Annotated in this window: 17 protein-coding genes; 1 reads left to right on the top strand and 16 read right to left on the bottom strand. The window is 70.4% G+C overall.

What is annotated here, in order from left to right:
• Nucleotides 1-2: 2 nt before the first annotated feature.
• From ETU37_RS19655 to murA, 4 genes are all read right to left on the bottom strand, one after another.
• On the bottom strand, nt 3-1304 hold the full coding sequence (locus ETU37_RS19655; RefSeq protein ID WP_129989042.1) for an ATP-binding protein: 1302 nt from the start codon (nt 1302-1304) through the stop codon (nt 3-5).
• A 179-nt stretch (nt 1305-1483) separates the two neighbouring features.
• Nucleotides 1484-3484, bottom strand: a complete 2001-nt coding sequence (locus ETU37_RS19650) for a protein meaA (RefSeq protein WP_129989041.1) — start codon at nt 3482-3484, stop codon at nt 1484-1486.
• A gap of 109 nt (nt 3485-3593) precedes the next feature.
• The gene (locus ETU37_RS19645; RefSeq protein ID WP_129989040.1) at nt 3594-3899 is read right to left on the bottom strand and encodes an STAS domain-containing protein; all 306 of its coding nucleotides are present in this window, start codon (nt 3897-3899) and stop codon (nt 3594-3596) included.
• A gap of 148 nt (nt 3900-4047) precedes the next feature.
• A complete protein-coding gene (gene murA, locus ETU37_RS19640) occupies nt 4048-5355 on the bottom strand; it encodes a UDP-N-acetylglucosamine 1-carboxyvinyltransferase (protein ID WP_129989039.1) in 1308 nt (435 codons plus the stop codon).
• Nucleotides 5356-5464: 109 nt separating this feature from the next.
• Between murA and ETU37_RS19635 the strand changes: the two genes are divergently transcribed.
• Nucleotides 5465-6037: a cob(I)yrinic acid a,c-diamide adenosyltransferase gene (locus ETU37_RS19635; protein ID WP_129989038.1), complete on the top strand. Its 573-nt coding sequence runs from the start codon at nt 5465-5467 to the stop codon at nt 6035-6037.
• Between the two features lie 10 nt (nt 6038-6047).
• Here the strand turns inward: ETU37_RS19635 and ETU37_RS19630 are convergent, their stop codons facing one another.
• The 12 genes from ETU37_RS19630 to ETU37_RS19575 form a co-directional block, all read right to left on the bottom strand.
• On the bottom strand, nt 6048-6491 hold the full coding sequence (locus ETU37_RS19630; RefSeq protein WP_129989037.1) for a DUF2550 domain-containing protein: 444 nt from the start codon (nt 6489-6491) through the stop codon (nt 6048-6050).
• A gap of 38 nt (nt 6492-6529) precedes the next feature.
• Entirely contained in the window at nt 6530-6928 is a 399-nt protein-coding gene (locus ETU37_RS19625; RefSeq protein WP_129989036.1) for a F0F1 ATP synthase subunit epsilon, read from the bottom strand.
• 1 nt (nt 6929) lies between these two features.
• Complete coding sequence (atpD, locus tag ETU37_RS19620; RefSeq protein ID WP_129989035.1) at nt 6930-8387, bottom strand: F0F1 ATP synthase subunit beta; 1458 nt, start codon at nt 8385-8387, stop codon at nt 6930-6932.
• Nucleotides 8388-8392: 5 nt separating this feature from the next.
• Complete coding sequence (locus ETU37_RS19615) at nt 8393-9331, bottom strand: F0F1 ATP synthase subunit gamma (RefSeq protein WP_129989034.1); 939 nt, start codon at nt 9329-9331, stop codon at nt 8393-8395.
• Between the two features lie 2 nt (nt 9332-9333).
• Nucleotides 9334-10974 (bottom strand): F0F1 ATP synthase subunit alpha, encoded by a 1641-nt coding sequence (atpA, locus tag ETU37_RS19610; RefSeq protein WP_129989033.1) that lies wholly within the window; start codon nt 10972-10974, stop codon nt 9334-9336.
• 80 nt (nt 10975-11054) lie between these two features.
• Entirely contained in the window at nt 11055-11876 is an 822-nt protein-coding gene (locus tag ETU37_RS19605; protein ID WP_129989032.1) for a F0F1 ATP synthase subunit delta, read from the bottom strand.
• Nucleotides 11876-12436, bottom strand: coding sequence for a F0F1 ATP synthase subunit B (locus tag ETU37_RS19600; protein WP_129989031.1), 561 nt, complete (start codon nt 12434-12436; stop codon nt 11876-11878). The genes ETU37_RS19605 and ETU37_RS19600 overlap by 1 nt, the downstream gene beginning before the upstream one ends.
• A 34-nt stretch (nt 12437-12470) precedes the next feature.
• Nucleotides 12471-12674 carry an ATP synthase F0 subunit C gene (gene atpE / locus ETU37_RS19595; protein ID WP_129989030.1) on the bottom strand — a complete coding sequence of 68 codons (204 nt, stop codon included), beginning with the start codon at nt 12672-12674 and terminating at the stop codon, nt 12471-12473.
• An 86-nt stretch (nt 12675-12760) separates the two neighbouring features.
• The gene (gene atpB / locus ETU37_RS19590; RefSeq protein WP_206054052.1) at nt 12761-13570 is read right to left on the bottom strand and encodes a F0F1 ATP synthase subunit A; all 810 of its coding nucleotides are present in this window, start codon (nt 13568-13570) and stop codon (nt 12761-12763) included.
• A gap of 2 nt (nt 13571-13572) precedes the next feature.
• Nucleotides 13573-13809 (bottom strand): AtpZ/AtpI family protein, encoded by a 237-nt coding sequence (locus ETU37_RS19585; RefSeq protein WP_129989029.1) that lies wholly within the window; start codon nt 13807-13809, stop codon nt 13573-13575.
• Nucleotides 13810-13893: 84 nt separating this feature from the next.
• A complete protein-coding gene (locus ETU37_RS19580; protein WP_129989028.1) occupies nt 13894-14400 on the bottom strand; it encodes a hypothetical protein in 507 nt (168 codons plus the stop codon).
• Between the two features lie 181 nt (nt 14401-14581).
• The gene (locus ETU37_RS19575) at nt 14582-15712 is read right to left on the bottom strand and encodes a glycosyltransferase family 4 protein (RefSeq protein ID WP_129989027.1); all 1131 of its coding nucleotides are present in this window, start codon (nt 15710-15712) and stop codon (nt 14582-14584) included.
• Between the last annotated feature and the right edge of the window lie 4 nt (nt 15713-15716).

The raw sequence follows: 15716 nt of genomic DNA, 5'->3' as shown, positions 1-15716 counted from the left end.
GGTCAGACGCGGCGGATGTCGGCGAGGAACAGGGTGCGGCCGTTGCCCATCTTCTCGGCCGTGACGACCAGGTCGACCAGGACCTCGGCGCCGTCCGCGCGCAGCGCGGGGACCTCGACAGTGCGTCCGACGAGCGGCTGGCGGCCCACCAGCAGGTGCAGCGTGAAGCCCGCGATGTGCGCCTGCCGGTAGCGCTCCGGGATGATCGTGACGAGCCGGCGGCCCTCGATCTGCGTGGGGTCGTCGTAGCCGAGGATGTCGAGCGCCTCGCGGCTCACCGCGAGGATGCGGTTGGTCTCGTCGGCGGCGATGAGACCGCCCGCCGCCGTCCGCACCGTCGACATGTCCCAGGGCCACGGCTCGGTCAGCGGATCTGCGGTCGTCGTCGCGAAGGACCACGGGCGCGCCGACCGACCGCGTGCCTGCTCCACGACCTCGGTGCACAGCCAGCGCCGGAACGCACGCACCTCGGGCTGCGTCGGCGGGGTGAGGATGCGGCCGGTGCGGGCCAGCCCGATGCTCGCCTCGATCGCGTCACTGAGGGTCCGGAAGTGCGGAACCGACGCGAGCGGCACCTCCAGCACGACCGCCGGCAGTGAGACGAACGGCTCGGTCGCGCCGGCCATCAGCTCGTCGGGGTCCATCGCCACGTCGGCGCGCGGGACCTGCTCCTCGAGGATCGCGATCGCGTCGGTGGCGTCGGCGTGCATCTGGATCGGGTTGATGTCGGACTCGTCGTCGAGGCTGGCCAGGAGGTACTCCCTCAGCAGTGCCTCGGCGTGCTCCTGCCAGGCTGCGTGCAGCAGCAGCGGCATGTTCAGCAGCTCGACCCGGACCACGTCCCCTGCCGTCGTACGGCGGGCCGGCGCCTCGTCCTCCTGGAGCTCCTGCCGCTCGGCGTTGGCGGCGGGGTCGGTCAGGTGGAACCAGACCGTCTTGCCCCGGTCGTGCCGGGTGACGCCCCAGTCGTCGACCACGCTCTCGAGCATGAGCATCCCGCGGCCGGTGCCGGCGGTCGTGGCGTAGCGGCGCCGGGCGGGCAGGTGCGGGCTGCCGTCGGAGACCTCGACCCGCAGTCCGGTCCCGTCGACCCAGGCGGCGACGTCGATCGGCGTACCGGCGTGCAGCAGCGCGTTGGTGACCACCTCGCTGACCACCAGCGCGCCGGACTCGAGCAGGTCCTCGCGGTCGGAGGCGACGAGCAGGTCGCGGACGAGGCGGCGCGCCTCGCCGACGCTGGCCGGCTCCGGTGGCAGGCGTCGCTCGACCGCGTCCGGTCGACTGGCAGTGCTCGCCCCGCCCACAGGCTCTCCCCACCTCACACGGGCGACGCCCCGAGATGCCCGGTTGGGCCATTCTGTGCCTTCCGACCGGACTACGTCACGTAATTTTCGTCGTGTCGTTCCATCCGCAATGAGTGGTCCAGTCGACGGATTTCGTTGTCAGATGCAGCAATGCCGCGCGAAAGAGTCGTTCCGAGGGCTCAGTCCAGGCCGTGCGCGCCCCGGATCGCGGCGACGATGCCGGCCATGATCTCGGTCAGACCGAAGTCCTTCGGCGTGAACACCGCGGCCACGCCCAGGTCCTTCAGGCGGGCGGCGTCGCCCGACGGGATGATCCCGCCGACGACCACGGGCAGGTCGCCGAGCCCCTGGGCCTTCAGGCCGTCGAGCACGGCGGGCACCAGCTCCATGTGCGACCCGGAGAGGATCGACAGCCCGACGCAGTGCACGTCCTCGGCCACCGCGGCGGCGACGATCTGCTCGGGGGTCAGCCGGATGCCCTGGTAGACGACCTCGAAGCCGGCGTCCCGGGCCCGCACCGCGACCTGCTCGGCGCCGTTGGAGTGTCCGTCGAGACCGGGCTTGCCGACGAGCAGGCGGAGCCGCCCGCCCAGCTCCTCGCCGGTACGGCGGACGGCCTCCCGCACCGTGGTCAGCTCGGCGCCGGCCTCGGCGACGCCGACCGCGCCGGACACCCCGGTCGGCGCGCGGAACTCGCCGAAGACGCCGCGCAGTGCGGCGGCCCACTCCCCCGTCGTCGCGCCGGCCCGGGCCGCGGCGAGGGTGGCCTCCATGAGGTTCGCCGAGCCCTTGGCGTCGGACGCGAGCCGCTCCAGCGCGGCGTCGACCTCGCGCTCGTCGCGCTGGCCCTTCCACGTCTCGACGACCCGGCGCGCGGCCTGCTCGGCCTGCGGGTCGGCGGTCTGGATCGCAGTGTCCAGGTCTGCGGTGAGCGGCGACGGCTCGGTGGTCTCGAAGACGTTGACGCCGACCACCTTCTCCTCGCCGGACTCGATCCGGCCGCGGCGGGCGGCGTGCGAGGAGACCAGCTCCTGCTTCATGTAGCCGGACTCGACGGCGGCGATCGCCCCGCCCATCGCCTGGACGCGGTCCATCTCCTCGCGGGCTCCAGCGACCAGCTCGGCCACCTTCGCCTCGACGACGTGCGAGCCGGCGAAGAGGTCGTCGTACTCCAGGAGGTCCGACTCGTAGGCGAGCACCTGCTGCAGCCGCAGCGACCACTGCTGGTCCCAGGGCCGGGGCAGGCCGAGCGCCTCGTTCCACGCCGGCAGCTGCACGGCGCGGGCGCGGGCGTCCTTGGACAGCGTGACGCCGAGCATCTCGAGCACGATCCGCTGCACGTTGTTCTCCGGCTGCGCCTCGGTGAGACCCAGGCTGTTGACTTGGACGCCGTACCGGAAGCGCCGCATCTTCTCGTCCTCGACGCCGTACCGCTCGCGCGTCACCTCGTCCCAGAGCTGCACGAAGGCGCGCATCTTGCACATCTCCTCGACGAACCGCACGCCGGCGTTGACGAAGAACGAGATCCGCCCGACCACCTTCGGGAAGTCCTCGGGCGCCACCTGGCCGGAGTCGCGCACCGTGTCGAGCACCGCGATGGCCGTGCACAGCGCGTAGGCGAGCTCCTGCACGGGCGTCGCGCCGGCCTCCTGCAGGTGGTAGCTGCAGATGTTGATCGGGTTCCACTTCGGGATGTTGTTGACCGTGTAGGCGATCAGGTCGCTGGTCAGCCGCAGCGAGTGCTCGGGCGGGAAGACGTACGTCCCGCGCGAGAGGTACTCCTTGATGATGTCGTTCTGGGTGGTCCCGGCGAGCGCCGCGTGCACGGCGTCGAGGTCGGCGCCCTCGCCGGCCTGCTCCTCGGCGACCACCTGGTAGAGCGCGAGCAGCCACATCGCGGTGGCGTTGATCGTCATCGAGGTGTTCATCTCGGCGAGCGGGATGTCCTCGAAGAGCCGGCGCATCTCGCCGAGGTGAGGGATCGGCACGCCCACCTTGCCGACCTCGCCCCGGGCGAGCGCCGAGTCGGGGTCGTACCCGGTCTGCGTCGGCAGGTCGAACGCCACCGACAGGCCGGTCTGGCCCTTGGCGAGGTTGGTCCGGTACAGCGCGTTGGAGTCGGCCGCGGAGCTGTGGCCGGCGTACGTGCGCATCACCCAGGGACGGTCCTTCTGGCTCATGGGCCGACGATAGGGCGGACCTGACCCGCGGGTAACTACCTTGTGAACTGTTCCACTCTGCCAACTAGGTCACAGACACGTGGGCGGTACGGCGGTACGACGCGCCCGCTCAGGCGGTGGCGGCCTGCCTCTCGAGCTCGAGCACGTGGCGGATCCGGGTGAAGGCGATGACGCGGCGCAGCGCCGGCCGGCAGCCGCGGAGCACCAGGTGGCGGCCGTCGCGCTCCATGAGCTTGCTCGTCGCGGCGAGCATGGTGAGGCCGGTGACGTCGATGGACTCGACGTCGGTCAGGTCGACGACGACGTCGTCGAAGCGGGACATCAGGGAGTGGAGGATCTCGCGGACCATGGCGGTGGACCGTCCGTCGAGCCGGCCGGCGAGGACCAGCGCCTCGCGGTTGGTGGTCGCTTCCATCTACAGCTCCTGCCTGCTGGGCCGGTCCCCCGTGACCGGTGGCGTACCCACTATGACGCAGCGCACACGGAAAAGGTTGCCTCCGCGGGCTGAGCCGGGTGTGTCGCGTGTGACGGGAGTGACTCGGCCGAACGACGCCGGGGCTGGGTCAGGGGGTGAGGTCAGGAAGCTGGACCCGGGTGACCTCGGCCCCGAGGCCGGACAGCACCTCGGCGAAGCGCGGGTAGCCCCGGTCGATGTGGTGCGACTCGGCCACGGTCGTGGTGCCCTGCGCGGCCAGGCCGGCGAGGACCAGCGCGGCGCCGGCCCGGATGTCGTGCGCCATGACCGGCGCTCCCGACAGCACCGGCTTGCCGCGGACCACGGCGTGGTGGCCGTCGGTGCGCAGGTCGGCGCCGAGCCGGGCCAGCTCCTGGGCGAACATGAAGCGCGCCTCGAAGACGTTCTCGGTGATCATCGCCGTCCCGTCGCTCACCGACGCGAGAGCCATCGCGAACGGCTGGAGGTCGGTCGGGAAGCCCGGGTACGGCAGCGTCACCACGTCGAACGACGCCAGCTGCTTGTCGACGCGCACGCTGAACCCGTCCTCGTCGTCCTCGACGTGCCCGCCGGCGGAGGCGAGCTTGTCCAGCACGATGTCGAGGTGCCGCGCGCGGCCACCCTGCACGGTCAGGTCGCCACCGGCCACCGCCGCCGCGAACGCCCAGGTGCCCGACACGATCCGGTCCGGCACCGTGGCGTGCTCGACCGGCCGCAACGCCTCGACACCCCGGATCGACAGGGTCGAGGTGGTGACCCCCTCGATGTCGGCGCCCATCGCGATCAGCATCTCGCAGAGGTCGCTGATCTCCGGCTCGCGGGCGACGTTGTCGATCACGGTCTGGCCCCGGGTCAGGACGGCCGCCATGAGGAGGTTCTCGGTCGCGCCCACGCTCGGGAAGTCGAGCCAGAGGTTCGCGCCCTGCAGGCCGCCGGCGACCTCGGCGACGACGAAGCCGTGCTCGATCCGTACCGTCGCGCCGAGCTCGTGCAGCCCGGCGATGTGCATGTCGAGGCCGCGCGAGCCGATGTTGTCGCCGCCCGGCAGCGCCACGCGTGCACGCCCGCAGCGGGCGATCAGCGGGCCGAGCACGCTGATGGACGCCCGCAGCCGGCGGACCAGCTCGTAGGGCGCCTCGGGCGTGAGCTCGTGCGGGGTGTCGACGCCGACGGTCAGGGCGGCCGGCGAGACCGATCCGTCCCCCTCGATCGTCACGGTGCAGCCGAGCTCCTCGAGCAGCCGGGCCATCACGTGCACGTCGAGGATGTCGGGCACGTTCGTGATCGTGGTGCGCCCGACGGCGAGGAGCGAGGCGGCCATCAGCTTCAGCGCGCTGTTCTTGGCGCCGCTCACCGCCACGGTGCCGGTGAGCGGGGACGACAGCGGGCCTTGCGAGACGACCTGGAACCCTTCCATCGGGCCGATGCTAGTGCCCCGGGCCACGGCGGAACCCCGGGCCGCAGGTGCGACCCATCCCACAGCCGCGGCCGCCGCTCCGGCCCGCCGTACCGCCTAGGCTCACGACATGGTCAACCTCACCCGCATCTACACGCGCACCGGCGACGCCGGGGAGACGCGCCTCGGCGACATGAGCGTCACGACGAAGAACGACCTCCGTCTGCACGCCTACGCGGACGTCGACGAGGCCAACGCGCACATCGGCGTCGCGATCGCGACCGGCGGGCTGGACGACGACGTGGTGACGGTGCTGACCACCGTCCAGAACGACCTGTTCGACGTCGGCGCCGACTTCTGCACGCCGGTGGTGGAGAACCCGGAGTTCCCGCCGCTGCGCATCGAGCAGGCGTACGTCGACCGGCTCGAGGCCTGGTGCGACCACTACAACGAGGACCTCGGCAAGCTGCGGTCGTTCATCCTCAACGGCGGCACGCCGGGCGCGGCGCTGCTGCACGTCGCCCGCACCGTCGTACGGCGGGCCGAGCGGGCCGGCTGGGCGGCCTACGAGCACCACGCCGACACGATGAACGTCGTGGCGATCACGTACCTCAACCGGCTCTCCGACCTGCTGTTCATCCTCGCCAGGCACGCCAACCGCGCGCAGGGCGACGTGCTCTGGGTGCCGGGCGGCGAGCGCTGAGCCCAGCGCCTCAGCGCCTCCGCGAGCGCTGTCCCGGCGGCGCGGCCTCGAGCCAGGCCAGGAAGCCGGTCAACGCCTCGGGGCTCATCGCGACCTCGAGCGGGCCGGTGGGCGTGCGGCAGCTGACGATGATGTGCCCGGAGTAGAGGGAGTAGGACTCCACCCCTCCGGGGTCGCGCCGGCCGAGGTACTCCAGCTCGGCGCGGCGGAAGGTGCGCCGCGGACGCGGCAGCAGCGAGAAGATCCGGAACCACTCCAGGTCGCCCCCGGAGTAGCGGCCGAGCCCGAGAACCCAGCCGCGCCCGGCCCTACCGGACCGGACGCGGACTGAGAACTCGAAGGTGCCACCGTGGCGCGACAGGAAGCGCCGACGGACGACGAGGGCGATGCCGTAGCACAGCACCAGCAGCAGCAGGACGCCGGCCACGTCGGCCAACCACTGCCACCACGGCATCTACCGCCTCGCCTTCTCGTTCGTCCGATGCCTGAGGGTCAGACCTTCTCGGCGGCGCGGATGCGGGCCTCGGCCCACGCCCGCGCTGCAGCGGCCTCGGCGTCGTCGTTGTTCTCCCCGGCGGCGTGCGCGCGCTCGAGGTCGGCCCGGGCGTTCTCGAGGTCGATGTCGTGCGACATCTCCGCGTGCTCGGACAGGATCGAGATCCGGTTGTTGGCCACCGACAGGAACCCGGCGTCCACGGCCGCGATCCACGTCTCGCCCTCCGCCGTCGTCACGTCGACGACGCCGTCCACCATCAGCGAGAGCATCGGCGCGTGGTTCGCCAGGATGCCGACGTCACCCTCGGTGGTGCGGGCGATGACCATGGAGGCCTCGCCCGACCACACCAGGCGGTCGGCTGCGACCAGCTCGACCTGCATCAGCTTGTCGGCCATGTCAGAGGCTCTTCTGGATCTCGGCCCACTTGCGCTCGACGTCGTCGAGACCACCGCACATGAAGAACGCCTGCTCGGCGACGTGGTCGTAGTCGCCGTCCGCGATCTTGGTGAACGCCTCGATGGTGTCCTCGATCGGGACGGTCGAGCCCTCGATGCCGGTGAACTGCTTGGCGACGTAGGTGTTCTGCGACAGGAACCGCTGGATACGACGGGCCCGGGACACGATGATCTTGTCCTCTTCGGAGAGCTCGTCGACACCGAGGATCGCGATGATGTCCTGCAGCTCCTTGTTGCGCTGGAGGATCTGCTTGATCCGGACCGCGGTGTTGTAGTGGTCCTCACCGATGTAGCGCGGGTCGAGGATCCGCGACGTCGAGGTCAGCGGGTCCACGGCCGGGTAGATGCCCAGCGACGCGATCTCGCGCGAGAGCTCGGTGGTCGCGTCGAGGTGCGCGAACGTCGTGGCCGGGGCCGGGTCGGTGTAGTCGTCGGCCGGCACGTAGATCGCCTGCATCGAGGTGATCGAGTGGCCGCGCGTCGAGGTGATGCGCTCCTGGAGCGTGCCCATCTCGTCGGCGAGGTTGGGCTGGTAGCCCACGGCGGACGGCATCCGGCCGAGCAGCGTCGACACCTCGGAGCCGGCCTGGGTGAACCGGAAGATGTTGTCGATGAACAGCAGCACGTCCTGGCCCTGCACGTCGCGGAAGTACTCCGCCATCGTCAGCGCGGACAGCGCGACGCGGAGCCGGGTGCCCGGCGGCTCGTCCATCTGGCCGAAGACGAGGGCGGTCTGGCCGATGACGCCGGCCTCCTCCATCTCGACGATGAGGTCGTTGCCCTCACGGGTGCGCTCGCCGACGCCGGCGAACACGGACACACCACCGTGGTCCTTCGCGACCCGGGCGATCATCTCCTGGATCAGCACGGTCTTGCCCACGCCGGCGCCGCCGAACAGGCCGATCTTGCCGCCCTGGACGTACGGCGTGAGGAGGTCGATGACCTTGATGCCGGTCTGGAACATCTGGGTCTTCGACTCGAGCTGGTCGAAGGCGGGTGCCTTGCGGTGGATGCCCCAGCGCTCGTTGACCTCGAAGCTCTCGCCCTCCTCGAGGTTCAGCACGTCGCCGGTCGCGTTGAACACGTGGCCGAGCGTGATGTCACCGACGGGGACGGTGATCGGGCCGCCGGTGTCCTGCACCTGCGCGCCGCGGACCAGGCCGTCGGTCGGCTTCAGAGAGATGGCGCGGACCATGCCGTCGCCGATGTGCTGGGCGACCTCGAGCGGCAGGGTGCGGGTCTCGCCGCCCAGCTCGAAGTCGACCTCGAGCTTGTTGTAGATCTCGGGCATCGAGTCCGTGGGGAACTCGATGTCGACCACGGGGCCGATCACGCGCGCGATGCGACCGACGCCGCCCGCAGAGGTGGTCTCGGCGCTTTCATTCAGGGTGGCAGTCATTTCCTTCACTCACTCCCGGCAGTCGCATCGGCCAGCGCGTTGACGCCACCGACGATCTCGCTGATTTCCTGGGTAATACCGGCCTGGCGCGCCTGGTTGGCCAGACGCGTGTACTTCTTGATGAGCTCCTCGGCGTTGTCCGTCGCCGCCTTCATCGCCCGCTGGCGTGCCGCCAGCTCGGACGCGGCGGCCTGGAGCAGCGCGAAGAAGATCCGGCTCTGGACGTAGCGCGGCAGCAGCGCGTCGAGCACCTCGGCCGCGTCGGGCTCGAACTCGTAGAGCGGCAGCACCTCGTCGGCCTTCGGGGGCTCCTCGCCCTCGACGACCTCGAGCGGCAGCAGCCGCACCGCGGTGGGCTCCTGCACCAGCATCGACCGGAAGCGCGTGTAGACCACGTGCACCTCGTCGACCGGGCTGGCCTCGCCCTCGAGCTCGATCTCCGGGTTGTCCTCGCCGGCGAGGAACGCCTGGATGAGCGCGTCGCCGATCTCACGGGCCACGTCGTACGTCGGCTGGTCGGAGTGACCCGTCCAGCTCGCCGCGACCGTGCGGTTGCGGAACTTGAAGTACGCCTCGCCCTTGCGGCCGGAGATGTAGGTGTCGATCTCCTTGCCCTCACTGCGCAGCTTCTCCGCGAGGCGCTCGGCCTCCTTGAGGACGCTGCTGGAGTAGGCACCGGCCAGACCCCGGTCGCTGGTCACGATCAGGATCGCGGCGCGCTTGGGGTCCTCCGGCTCGGTGGTGAGGGCGTGCTCCACGTTGGAGTACGTCGCCACCGCCGAGACCGCACGGGTCAGCTCGCGGGCGTAGGGCGCGGCCGCCTGGGCCCGCTGCTGCGCCTTGATGATCCGGGAGGCAGCAATGAGCTCCATGGCGCGCGTGATCTTCTTCATCGACGTGACGGACTTCGTCCGCGCACGCAGCTCACGCACTGAGGTTGCCATGGTCAGCCTCGCTTCTGCTTGACGATCTGCTCCTGCTCGAGCTCGTCCTCCGGAAGCGCCTCGTGCTCCTCCTTGCCCGCCTTGATCGACTGGCCGTCCGAGGTCTCGAACTGGTCGAGGAACGTGGTGTAGGCGTCCTCGAGGGACGTCTCGGTGTCGTCCTCGAACTTGTTGGTCTCCCCGATGGTGTCGAGGATCCCGCCGTGCTCGCGGCGCAGGTAGTCGAGGAACTCCGACTCGAAGCGCAGCACGTCGTCGGTCGGCACCTTGTCGAGGCGACCGGTGGTGCCGAGCCAGAGCGACGCGGTCATCTCGTTGACCGGGTACGGGGAGTACTGCGGCTGCTTGAGCAGAGCCATCAGACGGGCACCGCGGTCGAGCTGCTGGCGCGAGGCGGCGTCGAGGTCGGACGCGAACATCGCGAACGCCTCCATCGCGCGGAACTGCGCCAGGTCCACCTTGAGCGAGCCGGTGACGGCCTTGATCGCCTTCGTCATCGCGGCACCACCCACGCGGGAGACCGAGATGCCGACGTCGATCGCGGGCCGCTGGTTGGCCGCGAACAGGTCGGACTGCAGGAAGATCTGGCCGTCGGTGATCGAGATGACGTTGGTCGGGATGTACGCCGACACGTCGTTGGCCTTGGTCTCGATGATCGGCAGGCCGGTCATCGAGCCGGCGCCCATGTCGTCGGACAGCTTGGCGCAGCGCTCGAGCAGCCGGCTGTGCAGGTAGAAGACGTCACCGGGGTACGCCTCGCGGCCCGGCGGGCGGCGCAGCAGCAGCGACACGGCGCGGTAGGCCTCGGCCTGCTTGGTCAGGTCGTCGAAGACGATGAGGACGTGCTTGCCGTCGTACATCCAGTGCTGGCCGATGGCCGAGCCGGTGTAGGGCGCGAGGTACTTGAAGCCCGCGGAGTCCGACGCCGGGGAGGCGACGATGGTGGTGTACTCCAGCGCGCCGGCCTCCTCGAGGGCGCCACGCACGGAGGCGATGGTCGAGCCCTTCTGGCCGATCGCGACGTAGATGCAGCGGACCTGCTTGGTCGGGTCGCCCGACTCCCAGTTCTGCTTCTGGTTGATGATCGTGTCGATCGCGATCGTCGACTTGCCGGTCGCACGGTCGCCGATGATCAGCTGGCGCTGGCCGCGGCCGATCGGGGTCATCGCGTCGATCGCCTTGATGCCGGTGGCGAGCGGCTCGTGCACCGACTTGCGCTGCATCACGCCGGGAGCCTGGAGCTCCAGCGCGCGGCGCTCGGTGGTCTCGATCTCGCCGAGCCCGTCGATCGGGGTGCCCAGCGGGTCGACCACGCGGCCGAGGTAGTTGTCACCGACCGGCACGGAGAGGATCTCGCCGGTGCGCCGCACCGTCTGACCCTCCTCGATCTTCTCGAAGTCACCGAGGATGACGACACCGATCTCGCGGGTGTCGAGGTTCAGCGCCAGGCCGAGGGTGCCGTCCTCGAACTCGAGCAGCTCGTTGGCCATCACCGAAGGCAGACCGGTCACGCGGGCGATGCCGTCGCCGGCCTCGGCAACGGTGCCGACCTCTTCGCGGCTCGCGGTCTCCGGCTTGTAGTCCGACACGAAGCGCTGGAGCGCGTCCCGGATCTCCTCCGGACGGATCGAAAGCTCCGTCATGTTCTGAGTCCCTTGTCTCTCGATGATTCTTCTCGGGTGGTCGAGCCTGTCGAGACCACTCAACCGGTTGTCTTGTGCTGCTAGCCCGCGAGCCTGCGGCGGGCGTCGTCGAGCCGGCTGACCACGGTGCCGTCGATGACGTCGTCACCGATCTCCACGCGGATGCCGCCGATCACGTCGGGGTCGACCACGATGTTGAGGTGCACCGGGCGGCCGTACTGCCTGGCCAGCACGCCGGCCAGCCGCTGCGTCTCGGCCTCGGGCAGCTCGCGCGCGACCCGGACCTCGGCGACGAGCCGGTCGCGGTGCGCCGCGGCGACCTTCTGGTACTCCTCGAGCGCGACCGCCACCGTGCGGTGGGTGCCGGCCAGCGACTGCTCCGCCAGGCGGATGGTCGCGGGCGTGGCCTTGCCGTCGAGCAGGCCGCGGACGAGCCCTCGCTTGTCCTCGACGGAGCGCGCCGGGTCGGAGAGCGCGTCGCGCAGCTCCGGGGTGCCCGACACGAGCCGCTCGAAGGCGAACAGCTGGTCCTCGAGGGCGTCGGCCTGGCCGGCGCCCTCCGCGCTGCGCACGACAGCGACGACGCCGAGGTGCTCCAGGGCGTCACCGAGGTCGCGCGTCGCCGCCCAGCGGCGGCCGACCGCGTCGGTGACCAGGTCGAGCGAGGCCGCGTCGAGCTGCGAGCCGAAGATGCCGCGCACCAGCTCGGCCTTGCCCTCCGGCGTGACCGACACGTCGGTGGCGACCCGGCGCAGCGCCGGCTCGCGCCGGAGCACGTCGGACACCCCGAACAGGTCGTCGGCCACCCGGGACGCGTCCGCACCCGACCCGACGACCTGACCGAGCTTGTCGGTCAGGACGGCGAGCGCGTCGGCGGAGGCGCCTCGGAGCTGGTGCGACATCAGTTGGCTCCCGCGTTCGACTGGCCCTGCTGGGCCTCGAGGTCGGTGAGGAAGCGCTCGACCACGCGTGCCTGGCGGGCGTCGTCGTCGAGGGACTCCCCGACGATCCGGCCGGCCAGGGACGTGGCGAGCGAGCCGACCTCGGCACGGAGCGAGGTGACCGCCTGCTGGCGCTCGGCCTCGATCTGGGTGTGCGCGTGGTCGACGATCCGCGCGGCCTCGGTCTGGGCCTGCTCGCGCATCTCGGCGATGATCGCCGCACCCTGCTCGCGCGCGTCCTCGCGGATGCGTGCCGCCTCGTGCCGCGCGTCGCCGAGCTGCTTCTCGAGCTCGGCCATCTTGGCGTCGGCCTCGGCCTGCTTGGTCTCGGCCGCCTGCAGCCCACCCTCGATCGCAGCCGTGCGCTCGGCGTAGGCCTTCTCGAACATCGGCACGATCTTGCTCCTCACGATGAAGAACAGGATCCCGAAGACGATGAGCGCGAGCACGACCTCGGAGAGGATCGGCATCAGCGGGCTGTGCTCCTCAGCCTCAGCCGCCGCCAGCACGAACTGGTCCATGTGTCGAACTCCTAGCAGTCGTCAGGTGCCGTCGTCAGAGGACGAAGGCGAGCGCCACGGTGATGATGAAGAGCGCCTCAGCCAGAACGAAGCCGAGGATCGCGATCGACTGGAGGCGGCTCTGCGCCTCGGGCTGACGGGCGACGCCCGAGATGAAGGCGGCGAAGATCAGGCCGATACCGACACCAGGACCGATGGCGGAGAGGCCGAGACCGACCAGGTTGAGGGAGCCTTCCACGGCTTTTCCTTTCGTCGTCCGACGCCTTCCTCGGCGCCGGTTGTTGTGGCGAAACTTGTGGGTCGTGCGTCAGGTGGTGCGGGTGCTCAGTGCTCCTCGGCGAGGGCCTCGCCGATGTACATCGCGCTGAGCAGGGTGAAGACGTAGGCCTGCAGGAACATCACCAGCATCTCGAGGAAGCTGACGGCGATGCCCATGCCGAACGAGAGGATGCCGACGCCGCCGTACAGGATGTTGCCGCTGGTCAGCAGGTAGGCACCGCCGGTGGCGAACAGGATCAGCAGCAGGTGGCCGGCGAACATGTTGCCGAAGAGTCGCAGGGTCAGGGTGAAGGGCCGGACCAGGATGTTGGAGATGAACTCCAGCGGGACCAGGAGGACCAGGATCGGGCCGCCCACGCCGCCCGGCATCGTTGCGTGCTTGAGGTAGCCGAGCGCGCCGTGCTTCCAGATGCCGGTGCCGATGAACAGCAGCCACGAGGCCAGCGCCAGCGGGACGATGAAGCCGATCCGCGAGAAGCTCGGGAACTGCAGCAGCGGGATGATGCCGTAGTAGTTGTTCACGATGATGAACATGAAGAGCGAGAACAGGTACGGCACGAACTTCATGAAGTGCTCGCTGCCGATGGTGTCGCGGGCGACGGTGTTGCGGACGAAGCCGTAGACGGCCTCGCCGGCGAACTGCAGCCGGCCCGGCACGACCGCGGCCTTGCGGGACGCCGCGATCATGAACCACGAGATCACCACGACCGACAGCAGCAGCAGGACCATCGGCTTGGTCACGCCGAGCCCGCCGACGTGGAAGATCGCCGGCAGGTCGAAGCTGGCCGGACCCGGCGCGTGGAAGCCGTCCGACCCAGACTCGGCCGCGGCGACGATCGTGCCCGTGACGCTCACACTCACTCCTCAGTCCTGCCCGTCTCGCTCGTGCCCGTGGTGCTGTCCGGTGTTGCGGGTGTTTCGGGTGGCCGGCCGAAGCGACCGAAAGTCATGTAGATGCCGAGCCCGGCGCCGGCGAGGATGCCGATGGCGACCATGAAGGTCGTGCCCCACCAGCGATCCAGCAGCCAACCGATGAACCCGTAGACGAGGACCCCCGCGGTGACGTACCCGAAGGCCTGCCAGGGGTCGCCCATGGCCTGTCTGGGGGGTTCGCCGTCGGGAGCAGACGCACGCCTCTGCTGTGACATCGCGTTCCGGACAATAGCAGCCGTGGGGGGTCATCGCGCACCCGCCTCCGGCCGTCCGGAGCCGCCCTCGGTGCCCTCTCCGGGCTCGACGTCGAAGTAGGGGTGACGGCCCTTCAGGAAGCCGGTGACCTGCACGATCAGGCACACGACGGTCGTGACGATGACGGCGATCCCGAGCCAGCTGCCGTCGACCGCGTCGCGGGCCTCCGGCGACCGCTGGAGGACGACGTAGGCGGCGAGCAGGAAGACCACCTGCATCAGGTAGGTCATCATCGCGACGAGCAGCGACATGGCCGGCAGCACGCGGGTGACCCAGGCCAGCACCGGCAGGCCGAGCGCCAGCGTCGCGCAGGTGAGCAACGTGCCCACGAGGGCGCCGGCGGCGGCGCCGCGGCCGGCCACGAGCGCGGCGACCAGGATGGTGAGCGCCCCGGAGACGACGGCGGCCAGGAGGGCCCGCCGGACCAGCCGACCGAGCGCCGCGGGACCGGTCAGGGCGTCAGTGACACCCTGGGCTGGTCGCTGCTCGGTCATCATGGGCGGCCGTTCTGTCGTGCTCGACGGGACAGTCGTCACTGGGGTCCGGACGGTGCGTCCGGGTGGCCCCTGCTGACTTTGTGAAAGTTAGCACAAAGTCCCCTGAGGCCGGAAATCGGTGGTCTGTACGCCGGTTGGTCCCGGTCTGTCAGGGGCGGGGTGGAGGCGTGTCGGAGGCGTGTCAGAGGCGGGTCGAGGGCCGCTGCAGCCGCGGGACGACGAACGTCAGCGCGACCGTGACGAGCACCCACACGACGAGCAGGTAGGTGGTGAAGGCGCCGGCGTACAGGCTGGCGAGCACGCCGCCGAAGGCGATCAGGCCGGCCCAGAGGTACATGATCAGCACCGCGCGGCGGTGCGAGTGCCCGATCTCCAGCAGCCGGTGGTGCAGGTGCTGCTTGTCGGGCGAGAACGGCGAGCGGCCGGCCCGGGTGCGGCGGATGACGGCGAGCAGCAGGTCCGCGAACGGCACGATCAGGATCGAGATCGGCAGGATGATCGGCAGCAGCGTCGGCAGCAGGCTCGCGTCGCTCGCACCGGCCCCCTGGGTGACGAGCGCGTCGGGGAACTGCCCGGTGAGCGTCAGGGCGCTCGCGGCCAGCACCAGGCCGATCAGCATCGACCCGGAGTCACCCATGAACAGCCGGGCCGGGAAGAAGTTGTGCGGCAGGAACCCGGCGCAGGCGCCGGCGAGCGCCGCACAGAGCAGCGCCGCGGTGATGGCCCGCGTCTCGTCGTTGGCGTAGGCCAGGGTGTAGCTGAACAGGAAGAACGCGACCGCGCCGATGCCGACGACGCCGGACGCGAGCCCGTCGAGGCCGTCGACGAAGTTCACCGCGTTGATCGTGGCGACCACGACGATGACGCTGAGCAGCTGCATCTGGGCGGGGTCGGGGCTGAGCTGGCCGCCGCCGGGCAGCTGGAAGTAGTAGAAGTACACGTCGTTGTAGACGAGCACGCCCGCGACCAGCAGCTGGCCGCCGAGCTTGGTCAGCGCGTCGATCTCGATCAGGTCGTCGACGACCCCGAGCAGGCAGATCATCGCGCCGGCCACGAGCACCACCGCGCCGTCGCGGAACACCTGGTCGTGGCTCTCCTGGGAGAGGAACGGCAGCCGGGCCCCGACGAGGTACGCCGCGGTGAGCCCGCCGAGCATCGCGACGCCACCGAAGTACGGGATCGGCACCGCGTGCACGTCGCGGTCGCGCACGCGGGCGACGGCGCCGGTGCGCAGCGCGATCTCCCGGGCGAAGACGCCGAGGAGGTACGTCGTCGTGGCGGCGACGAGGAAGACGGTGAGGTACTCGCGCACGGCG

It is taken from the genome of Nocardioides iriomotensis (assembly GCF_004168035.1).
GTDB classification, from domain to species: domain Bacteria; phylum Actinomycetota; class Actinomycetes; order Propionibacteriales; family Nocardioidaceae; genus Nocardioides_B; species Nocardioides_B iriomotensis.
The sequence above is the reverse complement of the archived record's forward strand: the minus strand, read 5'-3'. Positions and strand labels throughout refer to the sequence as shown.